Raw genomic sequence first — 19644 nt, 5'->3', positions numbered from 1 at the left:
CCCGAGCGCGAAATCGCGGGGCAGATGCGGGCGCGCGCCCCCATCGAGGGGGCCCGCGCCCGCCGGGGCCTTGCGGCCCCGATCACCCCTCCCGCCGGCCGATGCTCATGTGCCGCTTGCCCGCGAAGCCCGGGCAGCGCTGGACCGCAAAGCCCGCCGCCTGAAGCGCCCGGCGCACATGGCCCGCGGCGGTATAGGTGGCGAAAGTGCCCCCCGGCGCGGTGTGGCGGCCGACCTCGGCCATCAGGCCCGCGTCCCACATCTCGGGGTTCTTGGCCGGAGAGAAGCCGTCCAGAAACCACGCATCCGCCACCCCGTCCCATGACGGCAGGCGCTGGCGCACGTCGCCCGTCACTACGCTCAACGTGACCTGTCCCACCCGGATCTCGGCCGCGCCCCAGCCCGCGCGCAGCTGGCGCGCCAGATCGGCCAGCTCGGGGAAGGCCGCATGGGCCTGCTCCAGCTGCGCCTCGGTCATGGGATAAGCCTCGAAGCTGGTCATGCCCACGGGCACGGCGGCCACCTGCGCCAAGGCCAGCGCGTTCAGCCCGGTGCCGAAGCCCGTCTCGGCCACGTGAAAGCCGGGGCGCAGCCGCACGGGCAGGTCGTTGCCCGCCAGAAAAACGTGGCGCGTCTCCTCCAGCCCGCCGGCCAGGCTGAAATAGGGGTCGTCGAACTGGCGCGACACGGGCACGCCGCCGGGGCGCCAGTCCAACGCAGGCTCGTCATTCGGGGGGGGATCGGGTAGGACGCTCATCGGATCGGTTGTCGGGAAAGGACGCGGCTTTGGCAAGGGTCATCCATGTGGCGGGGGCGGGCATCTTCGGCCTGTCCGCGGCCTGGGCGCTGGCGCGGCGCGGCGCGGCGGTGCGCGTCTTCGAGGCCCGCCACATCGGCGCGGGGTCGTCGGGCGGGCATGTCGGCGCGCTGGCCCCGCACGCGCCCGACGGCTGGAACCCCAAGAAGCAGCTGCAGCTGGACAGCCTCCTCTCCGCCCCCGACTTCTGGGCCGAGGTCGAGGCCGCCTCCGGCCTCTCCAGCGGCTACGGCCGCACCGGGCGGCTGCAGCCCGTCACCGACCCGGCCGCCCCGCAGGCCCGCATCGAGGGCGCCGCGCGGCACTGGCCGCGGGGCCTGGGAATGGCGCTGACGCACACCCCCCGGGCCGCGCTGATCCCCGACAGCCCCACGGGCGTCTGGCTGCTGGACGGGCTGACGGCACGCCTGAACCCGCGCGCGGCGCTTGCGGCCCTGGCGCAGGCCCTGCGCGCCGCCGGGGTCGAGATCCTGGAGGGCACCCCCGCCCCCGAGGATCACGCGCCCACGCTCTGGGCCACCGGCACGCCGGGCCTCATGGCGCTGAACACGGCGCTGGACCGCAGGATCGGCCAGGGGGTCAAGGGTCAGTCGCTGCTCCTGGCCCATGCCGCCCCGGACAGCCCGCAGGTCTTCGCCGACGGGCTGCACATCGTGCCCCATGCGGACGGCACCACGGCCATCGGCTCGACCTCGGAAAACACCTGGGACCACCCCGATCCCGACCATCAGGCCCGGAACCTGCTGGCCCGCGCCGTCGCGATCTGCCCGACGCTCGCGGACGCGCCGGTCCTCGACATCTGGGCGGGCCTGCGCCCCCGCGCCCGCTCGCGCGCACCAATCCTCGCGCCTTGGCCCGGCCGCCCCGGCCACCTGATCGCGAATGGCGGCTTCAAGATCGGCTTCGGCATGGCCCCCCTGATCGCCGACCTCGCGACGAATATCCTGCTCGACGACCGCACCGACATCCCCGACCTCTTCGCCCTCCCCTGACCCCTTCTTCTTCACGAAAATATCCCGGGGGGAGTCCGCAGGACGGGGGGCAGCGCCCCCCTGCCCGCTTGCCAACCGGGCGCCCTCCGCGCACACTCGACCCGAACCACCGGAGCCCGCCATGACCCGCCTCGACCATGCCTTCACCGCCATCGACGCCGCCAATGCGCAGGACCCGAACCTGGACGGAGACACCCCGGCGAACCTCCTCTATGGCCAGCGCATGACGGCCGAACAGCAGCGCCTGTTCCCCGACGCCGACGACGTTCTGCGCATCGCCTGCCGGGGCCAGCATGTCGAACGCTGGCTGCTGCCGCGGAGCGACTATCCGATGAACCGCCCCGGCTATCTGGCTTGGCGCCAGGAACAGGGCCGCCGTCACGCCGACCGCATCGCGGGCATCATGGCCGATGCGGGCTACGGCACCAGTGACATCGATCGCGCGCGGAAGATGCTGACGAAACAGGGCCTCAAGCGCGACCCGCAGGTGCAGGCGCTGGAGGATGTGATCTGCTTCACCTTCATCCGCTGGTATCTGGGCGATTTCATGGCCGAACAGCCCGACCACAAGATCCCCCGCATCATCGAGAAGACCGCCCGCAAGATGTCCGCCGAGGCCCGCGTCCGCGCCCTAGCCGAATTCCCCATGCCCGAGGCGCTCGCGCAGTATTTCCACGACGCCGACCAGCCGCAGACCCTGTCGCGCGCCGTCATCGTCTCGCATGGCCAGCCCGGCGACCCCGCCCCCCAGCAGGCCGCCATCGAGGCGCTGGCCGCCCAGGTCGCGGGCCACGCGCCGGGCGTCGAGGTGCTGGGCGCGACGCTCGCCGACCCCGAGGCCCTGCCCCGCACCTGCCGCAGCGACTCCATCATCTATCCGATGTTCATGGCCGAGGGCTGGTTTACCGGGATCGAACTTCCCCGCCGTCTGACCCAGGCCGGCGCGCCGGGCGCGCATATCATGCGCCCCTTCGGCACCGATCCCGGCCTCGACGCGCTGGTCGTCGAAAAGGCGCGACAGGCGGCGGAGGCCCAAGGCTGGGCGCTGTCCGACACGACGCTGCTGCTGTCGGCGCACGGATCGCAGCGCGGGCAGGCCAGCCATGACATCACCATGGCGCTGGCCGCCCGCATCGCGCCGCATTTCGCCCGCGTGGTCGCGGGCTTCGTCGAACAGGAGCCCTTCATCGCCGACGCCGCCCGCGGCCTCGACCGCGCCATCAGCCTGCCGCTTTTCGCGCTCAGGGCCGAACATGTGCTGGACGACCTGCCGCAGGCGCTGGATCAGGCGGGCTTCACCGGCCCGCGCCTGGACCCGGTGGGCCTCGCGCCCGAAGTGCCCGCGATGATCGCAGCCTCCATCGCCAAAGAAGTTTCAAGCTTGAAATGATTTCGGACCCGTGCCAGCCTGCATCGCAGGAGGTGGCACGGGATGAAGATTCTCTGTCTGGGCGGCGGGCCTGCGGGCCTTTACTTCGCGATCTCTATGAAGCTGCGCGATCCGTCGCATGACGTCACCGTGCTGGAGCGCAACGGCGCGGGCGACACCTTCGGATGGGGCGTGGTGCTCTCCGACGACGCCCTGTCGCGGCTGAAACGCAACGACCCGTCCTCGGCCCAGGCGATCCGCGACCACTTCATCTATTGGGACGATATCGCGGTCATCCGCGACGGCCACCGGCAGGTCTCGGGCGGGCACGGATTTGCGGGGATCGGGCGGCGGCAGCTGCTGATCCTGCTGCAGGAGCGCGCGCGGGAGCTGGGCGTGGACCTGCAATTCCGGACCGAGTTCCAGACCGCCGAACAGTATCGCCGCAATTACGACCTGGTCGTCGCCTGCGACGGGCTGAACAGCAAGGTCCGCACGGAGTATGCGGACGTGTTCCGCCCCGATATCGACATGCGCCGCTGCAAGTTCGTCTGGCTGGGCACCAAACAGAAATTCGACGACGCCTTCACCTTCATCTTCGAAAAGACGCCCCAGGGCTGGCTCTGGGCGCATGTCTATTCCTTCGACGCCGACACCGCGACCTTCATCGTGGAATGCGCGCAGGAGACCTGGGACGCGATGGGCTTCGAGGCCATGTCCAAGGAGCAGATCGTCGAGACCTGCCGCGCGGTCTTCGCGGACCATCTGGGCGGTCATGACCTGATGTCGAACGCGGCGCATCTGCGCGGTTCGGCCGTCTGGATGAACTTTCCCCGCGTCATCTGCGACCGCTGGTATCATGAGAACGTGGTGCTGATGGGCGATGCGGCGGCGACGGGGCATTTCTCGATCGGGTCCGGCACGCGGCTGGCCTTGGACAGCGCCATCGCGCTGGCGGACTATCTGCATTCCGAACCCGACCTGCCCCGCGCCTTCGAACGCTATCAGGAGGAACGGCGCATCGAGGTGCTGCGCTTGCAATCGGCGGCCCGCAACAGCCTGGAATGGTTCGAGGAGGTCGAGCGTTACCTGGACCTGGACCCGATCCAATTCACCTATTCCCTGCTGACCCGCAGCCAGCGCATCGGGCATGAGAACCTACGCCTGCGCGACCCCGATTGGGTGCGCGAGGCCGAGGACTGGTTCCAGCGGCAGGCCGGCGGCCAGCCGGGCCGTGCGCCGATCTTCGCCCCCTTCCGCCTGCGCGACATGGCGCTGAAGAACCGCATCGTCGTCTCGCCCATGGCGCAGTACAAGGCGCAGGACGGCTGCCCGACCGACTGGCATCTGGTCCATTACGGCGAACGCGCCAAGGGCGGCGCGGGTTTGGTCTTTACCGAGATGACCTGCGTTTCCGCAGAGGGTCGCATAACGCCGGGCTGTCCGGGCCTCTATGCGCCCGAGCACCAGGCGGCCTGGCGACGGATCACCGATTTTGTCCATGCCGAGACGGATGCGAAGATCTGCTGCCAGATCGGCCATTCGGGTCGCAAGGGCTCCACCCGCATCGGATGGGAGGGGATGGACCGGCCGCTGGCGGAGGGCAACTGGCCGATCATGGCGGCCTCCGCCCTGCCCTGGTCCGACGGCAATGCCGTCCCGCAGGAGATGACCCGCGCCGACATGGAGGCGGTGACCGAACAGTTCGTGGCCGCCACCCGCATGGCCGATGCGGCGGGCTTCGACATGATCGAGCTGCATGCGGCGCATGGCTATCTGCTGTCGGGCTTCCTGTCGCCGGTGTCGAACCGGCGGACGGATGACTATGGCGGCAGCCTGGAGAAGCGCCTGCGCTGGCCGCTGGAGGTCTTCACCGCCATGCGCGCCGTATGGCCGGACGACAAGCCGATGTCGGTACGCATCTCGGCCACGGACTGGACCGAGGACGGCGTGACGCCCGAGGAGTCGGTCGCCATTGCGCGGGCGTTCCATGCGGCGGGGGCGGATATCATCGACGTCTCGGCAGGTCAGACGACGCCCGAGGCGCGACCCGTCTATGGGCGGATGTTCCAGACGCCCTTCTCGGACCGCATCCGCAACCAGGCGGGGCTGGCCACGATGGCGGTGGGCAACATCACCGATGCGGATCAGGCCAATGGCATCCTGATGGCCGGGCGCGCCGATCTGGTGGCCATCGGACGGCCGCATCTGGCCGATCCCTATTGGACGCTGCATGCGGCGACGGCGCTTGGCGACGGGGCGGACTGGCCCCTGCCCTATCACGCGGGCCGCGATCAGGCGCGGCGACTGGCCCAGAAGCAGGCCGAGGAGATCCGCGCATGACCCGTGTCCTGATCACCGGCGGGGGCAGCGGCACGGGCGCCGACATGGCCCGCGCCTTTGCGGCCCAAGGCCATGAAGTCGTCATCACCGGGCGCGACGCCGCCAGGCTGGAGGCGGTGGCGGGCGGCCTGATCCGCGCCGTGCCGGGCGATGTCAGCGACGAGGATCAGGTGCGCGCCGTATTCGACGCCGCTGGTCCCTGCCAGGTGGTCATCGCCAATGCCGGCATCGCCGAGGCCGCGCCCTTTGCCCGCACCACGCTGGACCAGTTCAACCGCATCATGGCGGTCAACCTGACGGGGGTCTTCCTGACCTTTCGGCAGGCGCTGTCGCAGATGGGACCGGGCGGGCGGCTGATCGCGGTGTCCTCGGCGGCGGGGCTGCGGGGGGCGGCCTATGCCTCGGCCTATGCGGCCAGCAAGCACGGGGTGATGGGGCTGGTGCGGTCGATCGCGCTGGAGGTGGCGTCGAAGCGGATCACCGCCAACGCCATCTGCCCCAGCTATCTGGACACAGAGATGACCGGCCGCACGCTGGACGGGATCATGGCCAAGACCGGGCGCGACCGCGACGCGGCGCTGGCCGCGCTGACCGCGCGCAATCCGCAGGGCCGCCTGATCGCGCCCGCTGAGGTGACCGGCGCGGCGCTGTGGCTGGCCTCGGACGCGGCGGCGGGGGTGAACGGCCAGGCCATCGTCCTCGACGGGGGCGAGAGCGCATGACCGACCTGTCCAAGCGGCGGCTGAAGACTTGGATCCGCCTTCTGGGCGTCACGCGGGGGGCCGAGAACCACCTGCGCGACTATCTGCGCCGCGCGCATGGCACAACCCTGCCCCGCTTCGACGTGATGGCGGCGCTGTGGCGCAAACGCGAGGGCGTGACCATGTCCGAGCTGTCGCGCCTGCTGCTGGTGTCGAACGGCAATGCCACGGCGGTCGTCGACCGACTGGAGGCCGACGGCATGGCCCGGCGCGAGGCCGAGGACGGCGACCGCCGCCGCATCCGCGTGCGCCTGACGCCAGAGGGGCTGGAGGCGTTCGAGATCATGGCCTTGGGCCATGAGGCCGAGGTCGACGCGATCCTGGGCCGTCTGTCCGAAACCGATCTGGAGGCGCTGCGCGACATCCTGTCCCGCGCCGGGAGGCCCGAATGAAACCCGTCCCCATGGCCGATCTGGCGCCCGAACATTTCCTGTGGGAGGTCACGGACCGCATCGCGGTGATCCGCCTGAACCGCCCCGAACGCAAGAACCCCCTGACCTTCGACAGCTATGCCGAACTGGGGGCGTGTTTCCGCATGCTGGCCCATGCGTCGGATGTGGATGTGGTGGTGCTCGCCTCTAATGGCGGGAATTTCTGTTCGGGCGGCGACGTGCACGAGATCATCGGCCCGCTGGTCGGGATGGAGATGCCGCAGCTTCTGGCCTTCACCCGCATGACCGGAGAGCTGGTCCGCGCGATGATCCATTGCGGCAAGCCGGTGATCGCCGCGGTCGAGGGGATCTGCGTCGGCGCGGGCGCGATCATGGCCATGGCCAGCGACCTGCGGCTGGCCGCGCCCTCGGCCAAGGCCGCGTTCCTGTTTACCAAGGTGGGGCTTGCGGGCTGCGACATGGGCGCCTGCGCGATGCTGCCCCGCATCGTGGGACAGGGGCGGGCGACGGAGCTGCTTTACACCGGCCGCGTGCTGCGCGCCGAGGAGGGCGAGCGGTGGGGGTTCTGGAACAGCCTGCATGACGACGTCTTTGCCGCGGCGATGGATCTGGCGCGGGCGATCGCGGCGGGGCCCACCTGGGCGCATGGGATCACCAAGACGCAGCTGTTGCAGGAATGGACCATGGGTCTGGACCAGGCGATCGAGGCCGAGGCGCAGGCCCAGGCCATCTGCATGACCACGCGCGATTTCGAGCGGGCCTATCGGGCCTTCGTCGCCAAGGAGACGCCGGCCTTCGAGGGCAACTGAGGGAACCGGGGCTCTGCCCCGGACCCCGGGATATTTGGGTGAAGAAGAAGATGGATCGCAGCTTTCTGGACTGGCCGTTCTTCGAGGACAGGCATCGCGCGCTGGCCCAGGGGCTGGAGGATTGGGCCGCAGGCGCGCTGCCGGTGGATCACGGCGATGTGGATGGGGCCTGCCGGGGGCTGGTGCGGGCGCTTGGCGATGGCGGCTGGCTGGCGCATTCGGGGGGCGAGGCGCTGGACGTGCGCGCGCTGTGCCTGATCCGCGAGACGCTGGCGCGCCATGACGGGTTGGCGGATTTCGCCTTCGCCATGCAGGGCCTGGGCATGGGGGCGGTGACGCTGTTCGGCAGCGGGCCTCAGCGGGCATGGCTGGAGCGGACGCGGGCGGGCCGGGCGATTTCGGGCTTTGCGCTGACCGAGCCTGCCTCGGGGTCGGACGTGGCGCGGCTGGCGACCACGGCGCGGCGGGATGGCGACGGGTGGGTGCTGGACGGGGAAAAGACCTATATCTCGAACGGCGGGATCGCGGATGTCTATGTGATCGTGGCGCGGACCGGAGAGGCGCCGGGCGCGCGGGGACTGTCGGCCTTCCTGCTGCCTGCGGACACGCCGGGGCTGGAGGTGGTCGGTCGCATCGACGTGATGGCACCTCATCCATTGGCGCATCTGCGGCTGACCGGGGTGCGGCTGCCGGGGGGGGCGCTGATCGGGCAGTCGGGACAGGGTTTCCGCATCGCCATGACGGTGCTGGATCATTTCCGCCCCACGGTCGGGGCTGCGGCCCTGGGCTTTGCGCGTCGCGCGCTGGACGAGGCGCTGGCGCGGGTGCGGTCGCGCCAGATCCAGGGCGCGCCGATGGCCGAGCTGCAGATGGTCCAGGGGCATCTGGCCGACATGGCGCTGAAGATCGACGCCGCCGCCCTGCTGATCTATCGCGCGGCCTGGGCCAAGGACCAGGGCGCGCCCCGCATCACGCGCGAGGCGGCGATGGCCAAGCTGTACGCGACCGAGATCGCGCAGGAGGTCATCGACCAGGCCGTCCAGCTGCATGGCGGCGACGGCGTGCGGACGGGCAGCACGGTCGAGAGCCTCTACCGCGAGATCCGCGCCCTGCGCATCTATGAGGGGGCCAGCGACGTGCAGCGCGTCGTCATCGCCCGCAGCATCCTGGAGGGCGCATGACCTATACCCGCACCATCCCCATCGAGTTCTGCCACTGCGACCCGGCGGGGATCGTCTTCTATCCCCGCTATGCGGAGATGGTGAACCACATGGTGGAGAACTTCTTCCTGGAGGTCGTGGGGCATGGGTTCGGGCCGATGATGGCGGCGGGCCAGGGCATGCCCACTGTCGCGCTAGAGATGGCGTTCCGCAAGCCCGCGCGGCTTGGCGACCGGCTGGACTGGACGCTGGTGGTCGAGCATCTGGGCCGGTCCAGCGCGCGCTTTCTGGTGCGCGGCGAGGACCGGGTCGAGGCGCGGACCACGGTGGTCTGGATGGAGCGCGACTTCACCCCCTCGCCCTGGCCCGACGCCATGCGACAGACCCTGGAGGCGCATCATGCATGAACCCCTGCATCCGGCGACGTGGAAGCGCGCCTCGGGCTATGCCAACGGCATCATGGCGCGGGGGCGGATGATCTTCACCGGCGGGTTGGTAGGCTGGGACGCGGATCAGGTCTTTCAGACCGACGATTTCGCGGGCCAGGTCCGGCAGGTGCTGGAGAACATCGTGGCGGTCCTGGCGGAAGGCGGCGCGGGGCCGGAGCATCTGGTGCGGCTGACCTGGTATGTCACCGACAAGCACGAATATCTGGGCGCGCTGCGCGCGGTGGGGGCGGCCTATCGCGACGTGATCGGGCGGCATTACCCGGCCATGGCGCTGGTGCAGGTCGTGGCGCTGGTCGAGGACCGCGCCAAGGTCGAGATCGAGGCCACGGCCGTGGTGCCGGAATAGGGGGACGATCATGCTGGGACCAAGCGGGCACGAGGACAGCTTCACGCGCGACAACCTGCCCCCGCCGGAGGCCTGGCCGCGGATCGACCTGTCCGGATACGACTATCCCGACTGGCTGAACGCGGGGGCGGAGCTGACCGACCGCATGGTCGATCGCGGCTTCGGGGACCGGGTGGCGCTGGTCGGCAACGGGCGGGCGCGGACCTACAAGGAGCTGTCGGACTGGACCAACCGGCTGGCCCATGCGCTGGTCGCGGATTACGGGCTGCGGCCGGGCAACCGGGTGCTGATCCGGTCGGCCAACAACCCCGCGATGGTCGCCTGCTGGCTGGCCGCGACCAAGGCGGGGGCGGTGGTGGTGAACACCATGCCCATGCTTCGCGCCAAGGAGCTGTCCCAGATCATCGACAAGGCGCAGGTGACGCATGCGCTGTGCGACACGCGCCTGATGGATGAGCTGGTGGCGGCGGCCAAGGGGTCGGCCACGCTGACCACGGTGGTGGGGTTCGACGGAACCGCGAACCACGACGCGGAGCTGGACCGGGCGGCGCTGACGAAACCGGTGCGCTTCGAGGCGGTGCGGACCGGGCGGGATGACGTGGCGCTGCTGGGCATGACCTCGGGGTCGACGGGCGAGCCCAAGGCCACGATGCATTTCCACCGCGACCTGTTGATCATCGCCGACGGCTATGCGCGCGAGGTGCTGGGGGTGACGCCGGACGACGTCTTCGTGGGGTCGCCGCCGCTGGCCTTCACCTTCGGGCTGGGCGGGCTGGCGGTGTTCCCGCTGCGCTTCGGGGCCAGCGCGGTGCTGCTGGAGAACGCCTCGCCGCCGAACATGATCGAGATCATCGAACACCACCGCGCCACGATCTGCGTGACCGCGCCCACGGCGTACCGGGTGATGCTGCGCGCGATGGACCAAGGGGCGGACCTGTCCAGCCTGCGCGTGGCGATCAGCGCCGGAGAGACCCTGCCTGCGCCCATCTGGCAGGATTGGCACGACCGCACCGGCAAGCCGATGCTGGACGGGATCGGCGCGACCGAGATGCTGCACATCTTCCTGACCAACCGGCTGGACGACAGCCATCCGGGCTGCACCGGGCGGCCCGTGCAGGGATATCGCGCGCGGATCGTGGACGATGCGGGACAGGAGGTGCCGCGCGGAGAGATGGGGCGGCTGGCGGTGATCGGGCCGACCGGCTGCCGCTATCTGAACGATGCGCGGCAGGCGGAGTATGTGCAGGGCGGCTGGAACCTGACCGGCGACACTTTCTGGCAGGACGAGGACGGGCGGTTCCATTTCGCGGCGCGCTGCGACGACATCATCGTGTCGTCGGGCTACAACATCGCGGGGCCGGATGTGGAGGCGGCGCTGCTGGCGCATGCGGACGTGCTGGAATGCGCGGTGATCGGCGCGCCGGACCTGGAGCGCGGCCAGATCGTCGAGGCGCATGTGGTTCTGGCGCCGGGCGTCGCCCCCGACACCGCGACGGCGGAGCGGTTGCAGCGGCATGTGAAGGATGCGATCGCGCCCTTCAAATATCCCCGCCGGGTGGTCTTTTGCGACGCCCTGCCCAAGACCCAGACCGGCAAGATCCAGAGGTTCAGACTGAAGCAATGACCATCGACCCTGCACAGGAAGGCGCGCGCATGTCCTTCGACGGGCGCATGTCCTATGGCGATTATCTGGGGCTGGACCGGCTGCTGACGGCGCAAGCGCCGCTGTCGGATGCGCATGACGAGATGCTGTTCATCATCCAGCACCAGACGTCCGAATTGTGGATGAAGCTGGCCCTGCTGGAGATGGGGGCGGCGCGGGAACGGATCGCTGCGGGCGACCTGCGCCCCGCGTTCAAGATGCTGACCCGCGTGGCGCGGATCATGGAGCAGCTGAATTCGGCCTGGGACGTTTTGCGCACCATGACGCCATCGGAATATTCGACCTTCCGCCCGGCGCTGGCCGAGAGCAGCGGGTTCCAGTCGCATCAGTACCGGATGATCGAATTCGTCGCGGGCAACCGCAACATGGCGATGATCGCGCCCCATGCGCATCGCCCCGACCTGGCTGATGCGCTGCGGGCGGAGGCCGCGCGGCCGTCGCTCTACGATGAGGTTCTGGGGCGGCTGCGGGCGGCGGGGTTCGACGTGGCGGCGCGCACGGCGCTGGACGCGCCCCATGCGCCGGATGCGGCGGCGCGGACGGCCTGGGCCGAGGTCTATCGCAACCCGGGCCGCTATTGGGAGCTGTATGAGCTGGCCGAGAAGCTGGTCGATTTCGAGGATTACTTCCGCCGCTGGCGGTTCAACCATGTGACGACGGTGGAGCGGATCATCGGCTTCAAGCGCGGATCGGGGGGCACGTCGGGGGTGACCTATCTGCGGCGGATGCTGGACGTGGTGCTGTTCCCGGACCTGTGGGAGCTGCGGACCGAGCTGTGAGGCAGGGGCGGACGGCCGCGCCTGACCGGCCCTGACGGGCCGGGGTCGCGGCCGTCGGTGGCGCCCGGACCTGCGGTCCGGGCGCGGTCGGTCCGGTGGCTCAGGCGGCGGGGCCGTAATAGGCGTAGCTGCCTTGGACCGTGAAGCCGAGGCTGGCATAGGTAACTTGGGCTGCGGTGTTCGCACGGCTGACGGCCAGGCCGATGCGCGTGGCGCCGAGATCCTGCGCCCATTGGGCTGCCTGGCGCATCATCCATCCGGCAATGCCTTGGCGGCGGAAGGCAGGCAGGACCTCCACCGCATGGACCATGGCGGTGCGGTCATGCAGCGCGACGAAGCCTGCGCCGGCGGCGCGGTCCCGGATGCGGCCCAGGAGGGCGGCCTTGGGCAGGGGCAAGCGGTCGATCACGGCCTGTCTTGCGGGGGTGATATTGCCCGCGCCCCAGATCTGACGCTGGATCGCAAGAGGAGGCCAGATGGCGAAGGCGGTGACGGGCGGGATCGGCCGGTCGGTCAGCGCGGCGATGGGCGCGGCCATGACCAGGGTCGGGATATGCGCGCCCATGCTCCGGGCAGTCAGGGCGGCGATCAGGTCCGTGTCGTCATCCCAAGCCCGGAACAGCGGCGGCTGGTCCCATGCGGCATGCCGCGCACAGGCGGCGTCGATATCGGCCTCCGCCCACGGACCGACCGCGACGGCCGAGCTGACCCGCCCGCCCGCGCCTGCGCCCCGCCCGACCAGGAAGCCGCCGCAGCGGACGGTCTCGAACGCGGGCCAGGTCGCCTCGAAGGCGGCGGCCAGATCGGGGTCGGGCCTCACAGACCGATGCGTCCGCGCAGCGCGGCCATGGCCTGATCGACGCGGGCGGCATCCAGGCCCCGCACGACCAGGTTCGTCCCCCAGCCCGTGTCGTCGCGGAACGGATAGGACCCCAGGGACAGGTCGGCATATTCGGCTGCGACGGCCTTGAGGTCCTCGGCCACCTCGCTCTCGCCGCGGCGGACCTCGACGGTCAGGGATTGCACCGGGCGGCCCACGGGCAGCTGCGGGATCAGCCAGGCGACCATGGCGCGGAAGACCTCGGGGACACCCGCCATCACATGGGTCGCACCGATGGAGAAGCCGGGCGCGGCCGAGACGGCATTGTCGATCAGCGTCGCGCCCACGGGGATGCGGGCCATGCGCAGGCGGTTCTCGTTCAATTCGACCCCCATGCGGTCGCAGCGCTCCTGCAGCAGGGCGCGGGCGGTGGGGTTGACCTCGACCGTGGTGCCATGGGCGGCGGCCACGGCATCGGCGGTGATGTCGTCATGCGTGGGCCCGATGCCGCCGGAGGTGAAGAGCAGGTCGTAGGCCCCGCCCAGGGTCCCGTCCAGCGCGCGGATCGCGTCGACGATGCGGTCGGTGTCGTCGGCCACGACGCGGATCTCCTGCAGGTCGATGCCGGTCGCGGTCAGCACCTGGGCCAGGTGATGGGCGTTCCCTTCGCGTGTGCGGCCGGACAGGATCTCGTCGCCGATGACCAGGATGGCGGCTGTGGGGTTGTCGGACTGCATCAGGCTCTCCCTTGGGTGTCGCGCCCCATCTATGCCCGCAGCCGGGGCTGGAACAAGTGGGCGCGCGCCTCTATCTAGGGCGGCAGACAGAAAGGATCAGCGATGGACGAAGGCCGTATCACGAGGGAAGGCATCCGCCTGCACATGCCCGGGGATTTCGCAGGCATGCGGGCGGCGGGCGCCTTGGCCGCGCGGATCCTGGACGAGGTGGGGCCGATGGTCGCACCGGGCGTCACCACCGCCGCGCTGGACGATTTCATCCGGGGCCGGGTGGCGGAGCTGGGCGCGACCTCGGCCACGATCGGCTATCGCGGCTATCAGCATGCCAGCTGCATCAGCGTGAACCACGTGGTCTGTCACGGCATTCCGGGCGACAAGAGCCTCAAGGACGGCGACATCCTGAACATCGACGTGACGGTGATCCTGGACGGATGGTTCGGCGACACCAGCCGGATGTATGTGGCGGGCAAGCCGTCGCTCAAGGCGCAGCGGCTGCTGCAGGTCACGCATGACGCGCTGATGAAGGGCATCGAGGCTGTGCGCCCCGGCGCGACCTTCGGCGACATCGGCGCGGCGATCCAGACCTATGCCGAGGAACGGCGGATGTCGGTGGTGCGCGACTTCTGCGGCCACGGGATCGGGCGGGTGTTCCATGCGCCGCCGAACGTGCTGCATTTTGGACGCGCGGGCAAAGGCCCGGTGCTGGAGGAGGGCATGTTCTTCACCATCGAGCCGATGATCAACCTGGGCCGCCCGGAGACGAAGGTCCTGGCCGACGACTGGACCGCGGTGACGCGGGACAAGTCGCTGTCCGCGCAGTTCGAACACTCGATCGGAGTGACGGCCGACGGGTGCGAAATCTTCACCCCCTCTGACCGGTTCTTCCCGCAGTTCGACTGAACCGCACCCGGCCCGCTTGGCGTCCTCCGCCCCGGGGGGTCCGGGGGGTGGGGCCCCCCGGGCCGGCGCGGGACGCAGGCGCTCAGGCGTGTCCTGCCGCCGCCGACAGCAGCGACGGATCGATCCCCTGCGCCCTGAGCGCGCGCTGCCACTTGTCGTCATGCGTGGCGTCGAAGATCAGGTCCTCCGCCCCCTCGCCCGTCAGCCAGCCATTGGCCAGCATCTCGCTCTCCAGCTGGCCCGGTCCCCATCCGGCATAGCCCAGGGACAGGACCGCCTGCGCCGGGCCGTCGCCATGGGCCAAGTCCATCAGGATGTCGCGCGTCGTCGTCATCGCCAGCCCCTGCCCGATGCGCAGCCGCCCCTCCGGGTCGTCGTCATGCTCGGCCACCTTGTGCAGCACGAAGCCGCGCCCCGGCTCGACAGGGCCGCCGAAGCGCACCTCGATGCGGCGCATGTTGTCGTCGGCGGTGATGCCCAGCTGCGCCAGCAGCTCGTCAAAGCCGATCTCGGGCAGCGGCCGGTTCAGGACCAGCCCCATCGCCCCGTCCTCGGAATGGGCGCAGACCAGCACGACGGACCGCTCGAATCGCGGGTCGCTCATGCTGGGCATGGCGATCAGGATCTTGCCGGTCAGGTTCGCGTCGGACGCCTCGCCGTCACGGCCGGAGGCAGGGATGTCGGATATGCGGCGCATCATGTCTCCTTTTGATGACAAATCGGCACGGCCGCAAAGGGTTGCAAGACCCGCGCGGATTTGTGACTTTCCGCGGCCCCGCGCCAGACGCTAGGACGGGGCATGATCCGCATCATCACCCTGACCGCGCTTGCCTGCCTGGCCGCCGCCCTGCCGGCCGCGTCCGATCCCGCCCTGCCGCGATCGCTGCCGGTCGCGGCACCCGCCGCCGATCCGCTGCCGCCGGGGCTGCGGGCCGCGCGTCTGCTGCCCGGCTGGACCGATGCCGCGGGCGATCGCGTCCTGGCGCTGGAGCTGCTCTTGGAGCCGGGATGGAAGACCTATTGGCGCAGCCCCGGCGACACCGGCCTGCCGCCGCATCTGGACTGGAGCGGCTCGGAGAACCTAGCCGGGATGACCCCGCACTGGCCCGCGCCCGAGCCGATCCGTTCGGGCGAGGTGCTGGAGATGGGCTATCACGACCGGCTGGTCCTGCCGCTGACCGCGCGCCCCGCCGACCCGGCACGCCCCGTGACCGTCCGCGGCCTGATCGAGATCGGGCTCTGCCAGGACATCTGCGTTCCCGCCAGCCTGTCGCTGGAGGCGCCGCCGCCCGGCCCGGACCCCGATCCCGCCATCACCGACGCCCTGGCGCAGGAGCCCGAGCGCCTGGAGACCCGGCCCGCCTGCCGGGTCACGCCCATTCCCGACGGGCTGCGCGTGGCGGTGGACCTGCCCGGCGGCGCGGCGCGCCTGGCCGCGGTCGAGCTGACCGACCGGCCCGAGATCTGGGTCTCGGCCGCCGATATCGGGCCCGGCCCCGCGGGCGCCGAGGCGGTGGTCAAGATGGTCGCCCCCACCGGCCAGCCCTTCGTTCTGGACCCCGAGGCGCTGCGCCTGACCGTGCTGCCCGAGGACGGCCCCGCCATCGAGACGCTCGGCTGCGCCGACTGACGGATCAGCCCTCCAGCCGCGCCTGCAGCGCCAGGAGGTCCGCCCAGGCATCGCGCTTGGCCGCGGGGTTGCGCAGCAGATAGGCCGGATGCGTCATCGGCAGGGCCGGACGGCCGAAGGCCTCCACCCACCCGCCGCGCAGGCGCAGGATGCCGCGCTGCCCAATCGCGGCCTGACAGGCGATGTTGCCCATCAGAACGATCAGGTCGGGCGCGGCCAGTTCGACATGGCGGCGCACGAAGGGCAGGCTCAGCGCGATCTCCTCGGGGCTGGGATCGCGGTTGCCGGGCGGCCGCCAGGCCAGGACGTTTGTGACATAGAAGGCGCGTTCGGCATCCACCGCGTCGCGCGCGAGGCCGATGGCGCCGAACATGCGGTCCAGCAGCTGCCCCGCCCGCCCGACGAACGGACGGCCCTGCCGGTCCTCCTCGTCGCCCGGCGCCTCGCCCAGGATCAGCAGGCGCGCGCGCGGATCGCCGTCGGCGAAGCAGAACCGCCGCGCGCCGCGCTTCAGCTCGATCCCGTCGAAGCCTTCCTGCGCCTCGGCCAGGGCGGCCAGGCTCTGCGCCCCGGCGGCCAGCGCCTCGGCCTCGGCCAGGCGGGCGGCCGTCGCGTCAGCCGCGTCATCGGGGCGGGCGGCCGGCGGGGGGGCCGCCGCCGCAGGCGCCATGGGCGCCACGCGGGCGGGCAGCTCGAACCGGTCCACGGGGGTGTCCAGCACCGGCAGGTCGGCCCCCATCTCGCGCTGCCAGTCCAGCAGCGCCAGCGCCGTCTCGGCGTCCAGATCGAATCCCTGATAGCGCGGCTGGTCCATGGGCGGCGACGCTAGGCGCTCGGGGCGGCCTAGTCCACCACCAGCATGTAGCCCGTGCCCCGCACCGTCTGCAGGAAACGCGGCTCGCGCGGGTCGGGCTCGATCTTGCGGCGCAGGCGGGTGATCTGCACGTCGATGGCGCGCTCTCCGCCCTCGGCCTCGTCGCCCGTTCCGCGGCCCAGATCCTCGATCAGCTCGGTCCGGCTGACCGGCTGGCCGCGGCTGGCGGCCAGCCGGCGCAGCAGCGCGGTCTCGGTCCCGGTCAGGCGCAACGGCGCGTCGCCGTTCCACAGCTCGCCCTTGTCGGTGTCATAGCGCAGCGCGCCAAGTGTCAGGAACTTGGGCTGGGCGACCTCCACCACCGGCACGCGGCGCAGGATGGCGGCGATGCGCAGCAGCAGCTCGCGCGGCTCGAAGGGCTTGGGCAGATAGTCGTCGGCCCCGCTCTCCAGCCCGCTGATGCGGTCCTCGGTCTCGCCCTTGGCGGTCAGCAGCAGGATCGGCGTGTCGATGCGCGTGCGCAGATCGCGGGTCAGCGACAGCCCGTCCTCTCCGGGCATCATCACGTCCATCACGATCAGGTCGAACTCCAGCCCCGCCAGCAGCCGGCGGGCCTGCGCCGCATCGCGCGCCATGCTGACCAGAAAGCCGTTCCTGCGCAGGAACCGCCCCAGCAGCGCGCGGATGCGTTCGTCGTCATCGACGATCAGCAGGTGGCAGTCGGGTTGCGTCATGGCGGCCTCAGCGGTCTTCGGGAAGGTCCTTCAACGCCTGATACTGCGCCCGCGTCTCGGGGTCCATCATCGCTTCCAGCACCTGCCGGAAACCGGCGACCGCCTGCGGCCCCGCGCGGCGATAGGCGGCGCGCATCCGCGCCCGCTGCGCCTCCGACAGGCGCCGTTCCAGCGCGGTCCCGGCGGCAGTCAGGTGCAGCAGGCGCTCGCGCCGGTCGCGCCGCCCGACCCGGCTCTCGACCAAGCCGTCGTCGATCAGCGTGCGCAGGACGCGGTTCAGCGACTGTTTCGTCACGCCCAGCACCGCCAGCAGCGCCGTGACCGTCAGGCCCGGATCGCGATGGATGAAATGCAGCGCGCGGTGATGGGCGCGGCCGTAATCCAGCTCGGCCAGAATCATGTCCGGATCGGCGGTGAAGGCGCGATAGGCGAAGAACATCGCCTCGATCCCGCGGCGCAGCTGGTCGTCGGTCAGGAACAGCAGATCCTCGCCCACCATCGCCTGAACGCGCGCCTTGTCCTGCATCATGTCCCCGTCTTGTCCCTGTCGTCCGATATGGCAGCGTTGTTGACTTTCTAATCCGCGATTGCTAGCCGTCAAGCATCTTGCGAAACAAACATGCCAAATCCGCCCTGACAGGCGCAAGAATCGAAAAATCGGGCGGCGGATGGAGACATATGATGCTGGCTTACGACGATCGCGACGGCAAGATCTGGATGGACGGGGACCTGGTGGACTGGCGCGATGCCAAGGTGCACATCCTGACCCATGCGATGCATTATGCCAGCTCGGTCTTCGAGGGTGAGCGGTGCTATGACGGCAAGATCTTCAAGGGCCACGAACATTCGCTGCGCCTGATCGAATCGGGCCGCCTGCTGGACATGCCGATCCCCTATTCCGCGGAGGAGATCGACGCCGCCAAGGAGGCCGTGCTGAAGGCCAACGGCTTCGAGAACGCCTATGTGCGCGTCGTCGCATGGCGCGGGTCGGGCCTGGACATGGGCGTGTCGGCGGCGCGCAACCCGGTCCGCATGGCCGTCGCGGCCTGGGAATGGGGCAGCTATTACGGCGACGCGAAATGGCAGGGCGCGAAGCTGGACGTCGCCAAGTGGAAGCGTCCCAGCCCCGAGACCATCCCCACCGCCGCCAAGGCCGCGGGCCTCTACATGATCTGCACCATGTCCAAGCACGCGGCCGAGGCCAAGGGCTGTTCGGACGCGCTGTTCATGGACTGGGAGGGCTATGTCGCCGAGGCGACCGGCGCGAACATCTTCTTCGTCAAGGACGGAGAGGTCCACACGCCCCTGGCCGACCGGTTCCTGAACGGCATCACCCGCCAGACCATCGTGCAGATGCTGAAGGACAAGGGCTATACCGTCCACGAGCGCCGCATCACCCCCGATGAGCTGGAGGGCTTCCAGGAATGCTGGCTGACCGGCACCGCGGCCGAGGTGACGCCGGTGGGGCAGATCGGCGACTGGCACTTCCAGGTCGGCCAGATCACCCGCGACGTGGCCGAAAGCTACGAGGCGCTGGTCCGCGCCTGAGGGACCTTGCGGGGATCGTCACGGCGGTCCCCGCAGACTTGCGGGTCGCCCCGGTCGGCGGGGCCGACCGTCCGGCACCGCGGATGCGTGATTCGGGCGTCAGGCCGCCTTGATGCCGCTGGCGGCCGACAAGACGGCGTGCAGCGCGACCGGGTCGTCATTGGCGCGCAGCTTGGTGCGCAGGTCCTGGTCGCGCAGCGTCCGCGACACCAGCGCCAAGGCCTTCAGGTGGTCCACGCCGCTGCTCTCCGGGGCCAGCAGCGCAAAGACCAGATCGACCGGCTGACGGTCCACCGCGTCGAAATCCAGGGGCTTGTCCAGGCGCAGGAACAGACCCACGACCCGGTCCAGCCCGTGCAGCCGCGCATGCGGCAGCGCCACGCCCTGTCCCACGCCGGTGGGGCCGAGGCTCTCGCGCTCCTGCAGGGCGTCCAGCACCTCCGAGGCGTTCAGCCCGTATTCGGCATGGGCCAGCTCCGCCAGCTCCTGGAACAGGCGCTTCTTGGAGGTGACCTGCCCCAGCGAGCGGACCGCCTTGGGCTTCAGGATTTCAGCAAGTTGCATCGCGTCGTGTCTTTCCC

At 70.3% G+C, this 19644-nt stretch carries 22 protein-coding genes; 14 read left to right on the top strand and 8 right to left on the bottom strand.

Translation table 11 applies throughout. From position 1 onward, the window contains the following. Positions 1-82: 82 nt before the first annotated feature. Entirely contained in the window at positions 83-757 is a 675-nt protein-coding gene (mnmC2, locus tag AC2SGK_RS00365) for a tRNA (5-methylaminomethyl-2-thiouridine)(34)-methyltransferase MnmC2 (RefSeq protein WP_488321628.1), read from the bottom strand. Positions 758-786: 29 nt separating this feature from the next. On the opposite strand from mnmC2, the gene AC2SGK_RS00360 reads away from it, so the two are divergent. The 11 genes from AC2SGK_RS00360 (at position 787) to AC2SGK_RS00310 (ending at position 11880) form a co-directional block, all read left to right on the top strand. Next, positions 787-1809: an NAD(P)/FAD-dependent oxidoreductase gene (locus AC2SGK_RS00360; protein WP_488321627.1), complete on the top strand. Its 1023-nt coding sequence runs from the start codon at positions 787-789 to the stop codon at positions 1807-1809. Positions 1810-1930: 121 nt separating this feature from the next. Beyond that, entirely contained in the window at positions 1931-3199 is a 1269-nt protein-coding gene (locus tag AC2SGK_RS00355) for a DUF4202 family protein (protein WP_488321626.1), read from the top strand. 42 nt (positions 3200-3241) lie between these two features. Further along, positions 3242-5521, top strand: coding sequence for a bifunctional salicylyl-CoA 5-hydroxylase/oxidoreductase (locus tag AC2SGK_RS00350; RefSeq protein ID WP_488321625.1), 2280 nt, complete (start codon positions 3242-3244; stop codon positions 5519-5521). Continuing rightward, positions 5518-6243, top strand: coding sequence for an SDR family NAD(P)-dependent oxidoreductase (locus AC2SGK_RS00345; RefSeq protein WP_488321624.1), 726 nt, complete (start codon positions 5518-5520; stop codon positions 6241-6243). The genes AC2SGK_RS00350 and AC2SGK_RS00345 overlap by 4 nt, the downstream gene beginning before the upstream one ends. Beyond that, positions 6240-6674: a MarR family winged helix-turn-helix transcriptional regulator gene (locus tag AC2SGK_RS00340; RefSeq protein WP_488321623.1), complete on the top strand. Its 435-nt coding sequence runs from the start codon at positions 6240-6242 to the stop codon at positions 6672-6674. The genes AC2SGK_RS00345 and AC2SGK_RS00340 overlap by 4 nt, the downstream gene beginning before the upstream one ends. After that, on the top strand, positions 6671-7483 hold the full coding sequence (locus tag AC2SGK_RS00335; protein WP_488321622.1) for an enoyl-CoA hydratase family protein: 813 nt from the start codon (positions 6671-6673) through the stop codon (positions 7481-7483). Before AC2SGK_RS00340 ends, AC2SGK_RS00335 begins: the two co-directional genes overlap by 4 nt. 50 nt (positions 7484-7533) lie before the next feature. Continuing rightward, positions 7534-8664, top strand: coding sequence for an acyl-CoA dehydrogenase family protein (locus tag AC2SGK_RS00330; protein ID WP_488321878.1), 1131 nt, complete (start codon positions 7534-7536; stop codon positions 8662-8664). Further along, entirely contained in the window at positions 8661-9050 is a 390-nt protein-coding gene (locus tag AC2SGK_RS00325; RefSeq protein WP_488321621.1) for an acyl-CoA thioesterase, read from the top strand. Before AC2SGK_RS00330 ends, AC2SGK_RS00325 begins: the two co-directional genes overlap by 4 nt. Then, positions 9043-9438, top strand: coding sequence for a RidA family protein (locus AC2SGK_RS00320; RefSeq protein WP_488321620.1), 396 nt, complete (start codon positions 9043-9045; stop codon positions 9436-9438). Before AC2SGK_RS00325 ends, AC2SGK_RS00320 begins: the two co-directional genes overlap by 8 nt. Positions 9439-9448: 10 nt before the next feature. After that, entirely contained in the window at positions 9449-11062 is a 1614-nt protein-coding gene (locus AC2SGK_RS00315) for an AMP-binding protein (protein WP_488321619.1), read from the top strand. Beyond that, complete coding sequence (locus tag AC2SGK_RS00310) at positions 11059-11880, top strand: tryptophan 2,3-dioxygenase (RefSeq protein WP_488321618.1); 822 nt, start codon at positions 11059-11061, stop codon at positions 11878-11880. The genes AC2SGK_RS00315 and AC2SGK_RS00310 overlap by 4 nt, the downstream gene beginning before the upstream one ends. 100 nt (positions 11881-11980) lie before the next feature. On the opposite strand, the gene AC2SGK_RS00305 is transcribed toward AC2SGK_RS00310, so the two are convergent. Next, positions 11981-12700 (bottom strand): GNAT family N-acetyltransferase, encoded by a 720-nt coding sequence (locus AC2SGK_RS00305; protein WP_488321617.1) that lies wholly within the window; start codon positions 12698-12700, stop codon positions 11981-11983. Next, positions 12697-13437 (bottom strand): competence/damage-inducible protein A, encoded by a 741-nt coding sequence (locus AC2SGK_RS00300; protein WP_488321616.1) that lies wholly within the window; start codon positions 13435-13437, stop codon positions 12697-12699. Before AC2SGK_RS00300 ends, AC2SGK_RS00305 begins: the two co-directional genes overlap by 4 nt. Positions 13438-13539: 102 nt before the next feature. Between AC2SGK_RS00300 and map the strand changes: the two genes are divergently transcribed. After that, entirely contained in the window at positions 13540-14337 is a 798-nt protein-coding gene (map, locus tag AC2SGK_RS00295) for a type I methionyl aminopeptidase (RefSeq protein ID WP_488321615.1), read from the top strand. 82 nt (positions 14338-14419) lie between these two features. Here map and AC2SGK_RS00290 read toward each other — a convergent pair whose 3' ends face one another. After that, the gene (locus tag AC2SGK_RS00290) at positions 14420-15034 is read right to left on the bottom strand and encodes a YqgE/AlgH family protein (protein WP_488321614.1); all 615 of its coding nucleotides are present in this window, start codon (positions 15032-15034) and stop codon (positions 14420-14422) included. A 102-nt stretch (positions 15035-15136) separates the two neighbouring features. On the opposite strand from AC2SGK_RS00290, the gene AC2SGK_RS00285 reads away from it, so the two are divergent. Further along, positions 15137-15967, top strand: coding sequence for a protein-disulfide reductase DsbD domain-containing protein (locus tag AC2SGK_RS00285; RefSeq protein ID WP_488321613.1), 831 nt, complete (start codon positions 15137-15139; stop codon positions 15965-15967). Between the two features lie 4 nt (positions 15968-15971). Here AC2SGK_RS00285 and AC2SGK_RS00280 read toward each other — a convergent pair whose 3' ends face one another. The 3 genes from AC2SGK_RS00280 to AC2SGK_RS00270 are packed head-to-tail and all read right to left on the bottom strand — an operon-like array spanning position 15972 to position 18041. Further along, a complete protein-coding gene (locus AC2SGK_RS00280) occupies positions 15972-16781 on the bottom strand; it encodes a uracil-DNA glycosylase (RefSeq protein ID WP_488321612.1) in 810 nt (269 codons plus the stop codon). A gap of 29 nt (positions 16782-16810) precedes the next feature. Continuing rightward, entirely contained in the window at positions 16811-17515 is a 705-nt protein-coding gene (locus AC2SGK_RS00275; protein WP_488321611.1) for a response regulator, read from the bottom strand. 7 nt (positions 17516-17522) lie between these two features. Beyond that, positions 17523-18041: a MarR family winged helix-turn-helix transcriptional regulator gene (locus tag AC2SGK_RS00270; RefSeq protein ID WP_488321877.1), complete on the bottom strand. Its 519-nt coding sequence runs from the start codon at positions 18039-18041 to the stop codon at positions 17523-17525. Positions 18042-18196: 155 nt separating this feature from the next. On the opposite strand from AC2SGK_RS00270, the gene AC2SGK_RS00265 reads away from it, so the two are divergent. Next, positions 18197-19063, top strand: coding sequence for a branched-chain amino acid aminotransferase (locus AC2SGK_RS00265; protein WP_369799449.1), 867 nt, complete (start codon positions 18197-18199; stop codon positions 19061-19063). A 99-nt stretch (positions 19064-19162) separates the two neighbouring features. Here the strand turns inward: AC2SGK_RS00265 and AC2SGK_RS00260 are convergent, their stop codons facing one another. Continuing rightward, entirely contained in the window at positions 19163-19627 is a 465-nt protein-coding gene (locus AC2SGK_RS00260) for a PTS sugar transporter subunit IIA (RefSeq protein WP_411838288.1), read from the bottom strand. Between the last annotated feature and the right edge of the window lie 17 nt (positions 19628-19644).

This window comes from Paracoccus sp. NIOT.M2S5SZ12 (genome assembly GCF_057748165.1).
The sequence above is the reverse complement of the archived record's forward strand: the minus strand, read 5'-3'. Positions and strand labels throughout refer to the sequence as shown.

Bases quoted from the DNA above. Each gene is read 5' to 3' on its own strand.
- AC2SGK_RS00275 (WP_488321611.1), bottom strand. From the start codon at position 17,515: ATGACGCAACCCGACTGCCACCTGCTGATCGTCGATGACGACGAACGC.
- AC2SGK_RS00310 (WP_488321618.1), top strand. From the start codon at position 11,059: ATGACCATCGACCCTGCACAGGAAGGCGCGCGCATGTCCTTCGACGGG.
- AC2SGK_RS00325 (WP_488321621.1), top strand. From the start codon at position 8,661: ATGACCTATACCCGCACCATCCCCATCGAGTTCTGCCACTGCGACCCG.
- AC2SGK_RS00260 (WP_411838288.1), bottom strand. From the start codon at position 19,627: ATGCAACTTGCTGAAATCCTGAAGCCCAAGGCGGTCCGCTCGCTGGGG.
- mnmC2 (WP_488321628.1), bottom strand. From the start codon at position 757: ATGAGCGTCCTACCCGATCCCCCCCCGAATGACGAGCCTGCGTTGGAC.
- AC2SGK_RS00285 (WP_488321613.1), top strand. From the start codon at position 15,137: ATGATCCGCATCATCACCCTGACCGCGCTTGCCTGCCTGGCCGCCGCC.
- AC2SGK_RS00270 (WP_488321877.1), bottom strand. From the start codon at position 18,041: ATGCAGGACAAGGCGCGCGTTCAGGCGATGGTGGGCGAGGATCTGCTG.
- map (WP_488321615.1), top strand. From the start codon at position 13,540: ATGGACGAAGGCCGTATCACGAGGGAAGGCATCCGCCTGCACATGCCC.
- AC2SGK_RS00300 (WP_488321616.1), bottom strand. From the start codon at position 13,437: ATGCAGTCCGACAACCCCACAGCCGCCATCCTGGTCATCGGCGACGAG.
- AC2SGK_RS00350 (WP_488321625.1), top strand. From the start codon at position 3,242: ATGAAGATTCTCTGTCTGGGCGGCGGGCCTGCGGGCCTTTACTTCGCG.
- AC2SGK_RS00355 (WP_488321626.1), top strand. From the start codon at position 1,931: ATGACCCGCCTCGACCATGCCTTCACCGCCATCGACGCCGCCAATGCG.
- AC2SGK_RS00335 (WP_488321622.1), top strand. From the start codon at position 6,671: ATGAAACCCGTCCCCATGGCCGATCTGGCGCCCGAACATTTCCTGTGG.
- AC2SGK_RS00290 (WP_488321614.1), bottom strand. From the start codon at position 15,034: ATGCGCCGCATATCCGACATCCCTGCCTCCGGCCGTGACGGCGAGGCG.
- AC2SGK_RS00330 (WP_488321878.1), top strand. From the start codon at position 7,534: ATGGATCGCAGCTTTCTGGACTGGCCGTTCTTCGAGGACAGGCATCGC.
- AC2SGK_RS00340 (WP_488321623.1), top strand. From the start codon at position 6,240: ATGACCGACCTGTCCAAGCGGCGGCTGAAGACTTGGATCCGCCTTCTG.
- AC2SGK_RS00315 (WP_488321619.1), top strand. From the start codon at position 9,449: ATGCTGGGACCAAGCGGGCACGAGGACAGCTTCACGCGCGACAACCTG.
- AC2SGK_RS00320 (WP_488321620.1), top strand. From the start codon at position 9,043: ATGCATGAACCCCTGCATCCGGCGACGTGGAAGCGCGCCTCGGGCTAT.
- AC2SGK_RS00345 (WP_488321624.1), top strand. From the start codon at position 5,518: ATGACCCGTGTCCTGATCACCGGCGGGGGCAGCGGCACGGGCGCCGAC.
- AC2SGK_RS00280 (WP_488321612.1), bottom strand. From the start codon at position 16,781: ATGGACCAGCCGCGCTATCAGGGATTCGATCTGGACGCCGAGACGGCG.
- AC2SGK_RS00265 (WP_369799449.1), top strand. From the start codon at position 18,197: ATGCTGGCTTACGACGATCGCGACGGCAAGATCTGGATGGACGGGGAC.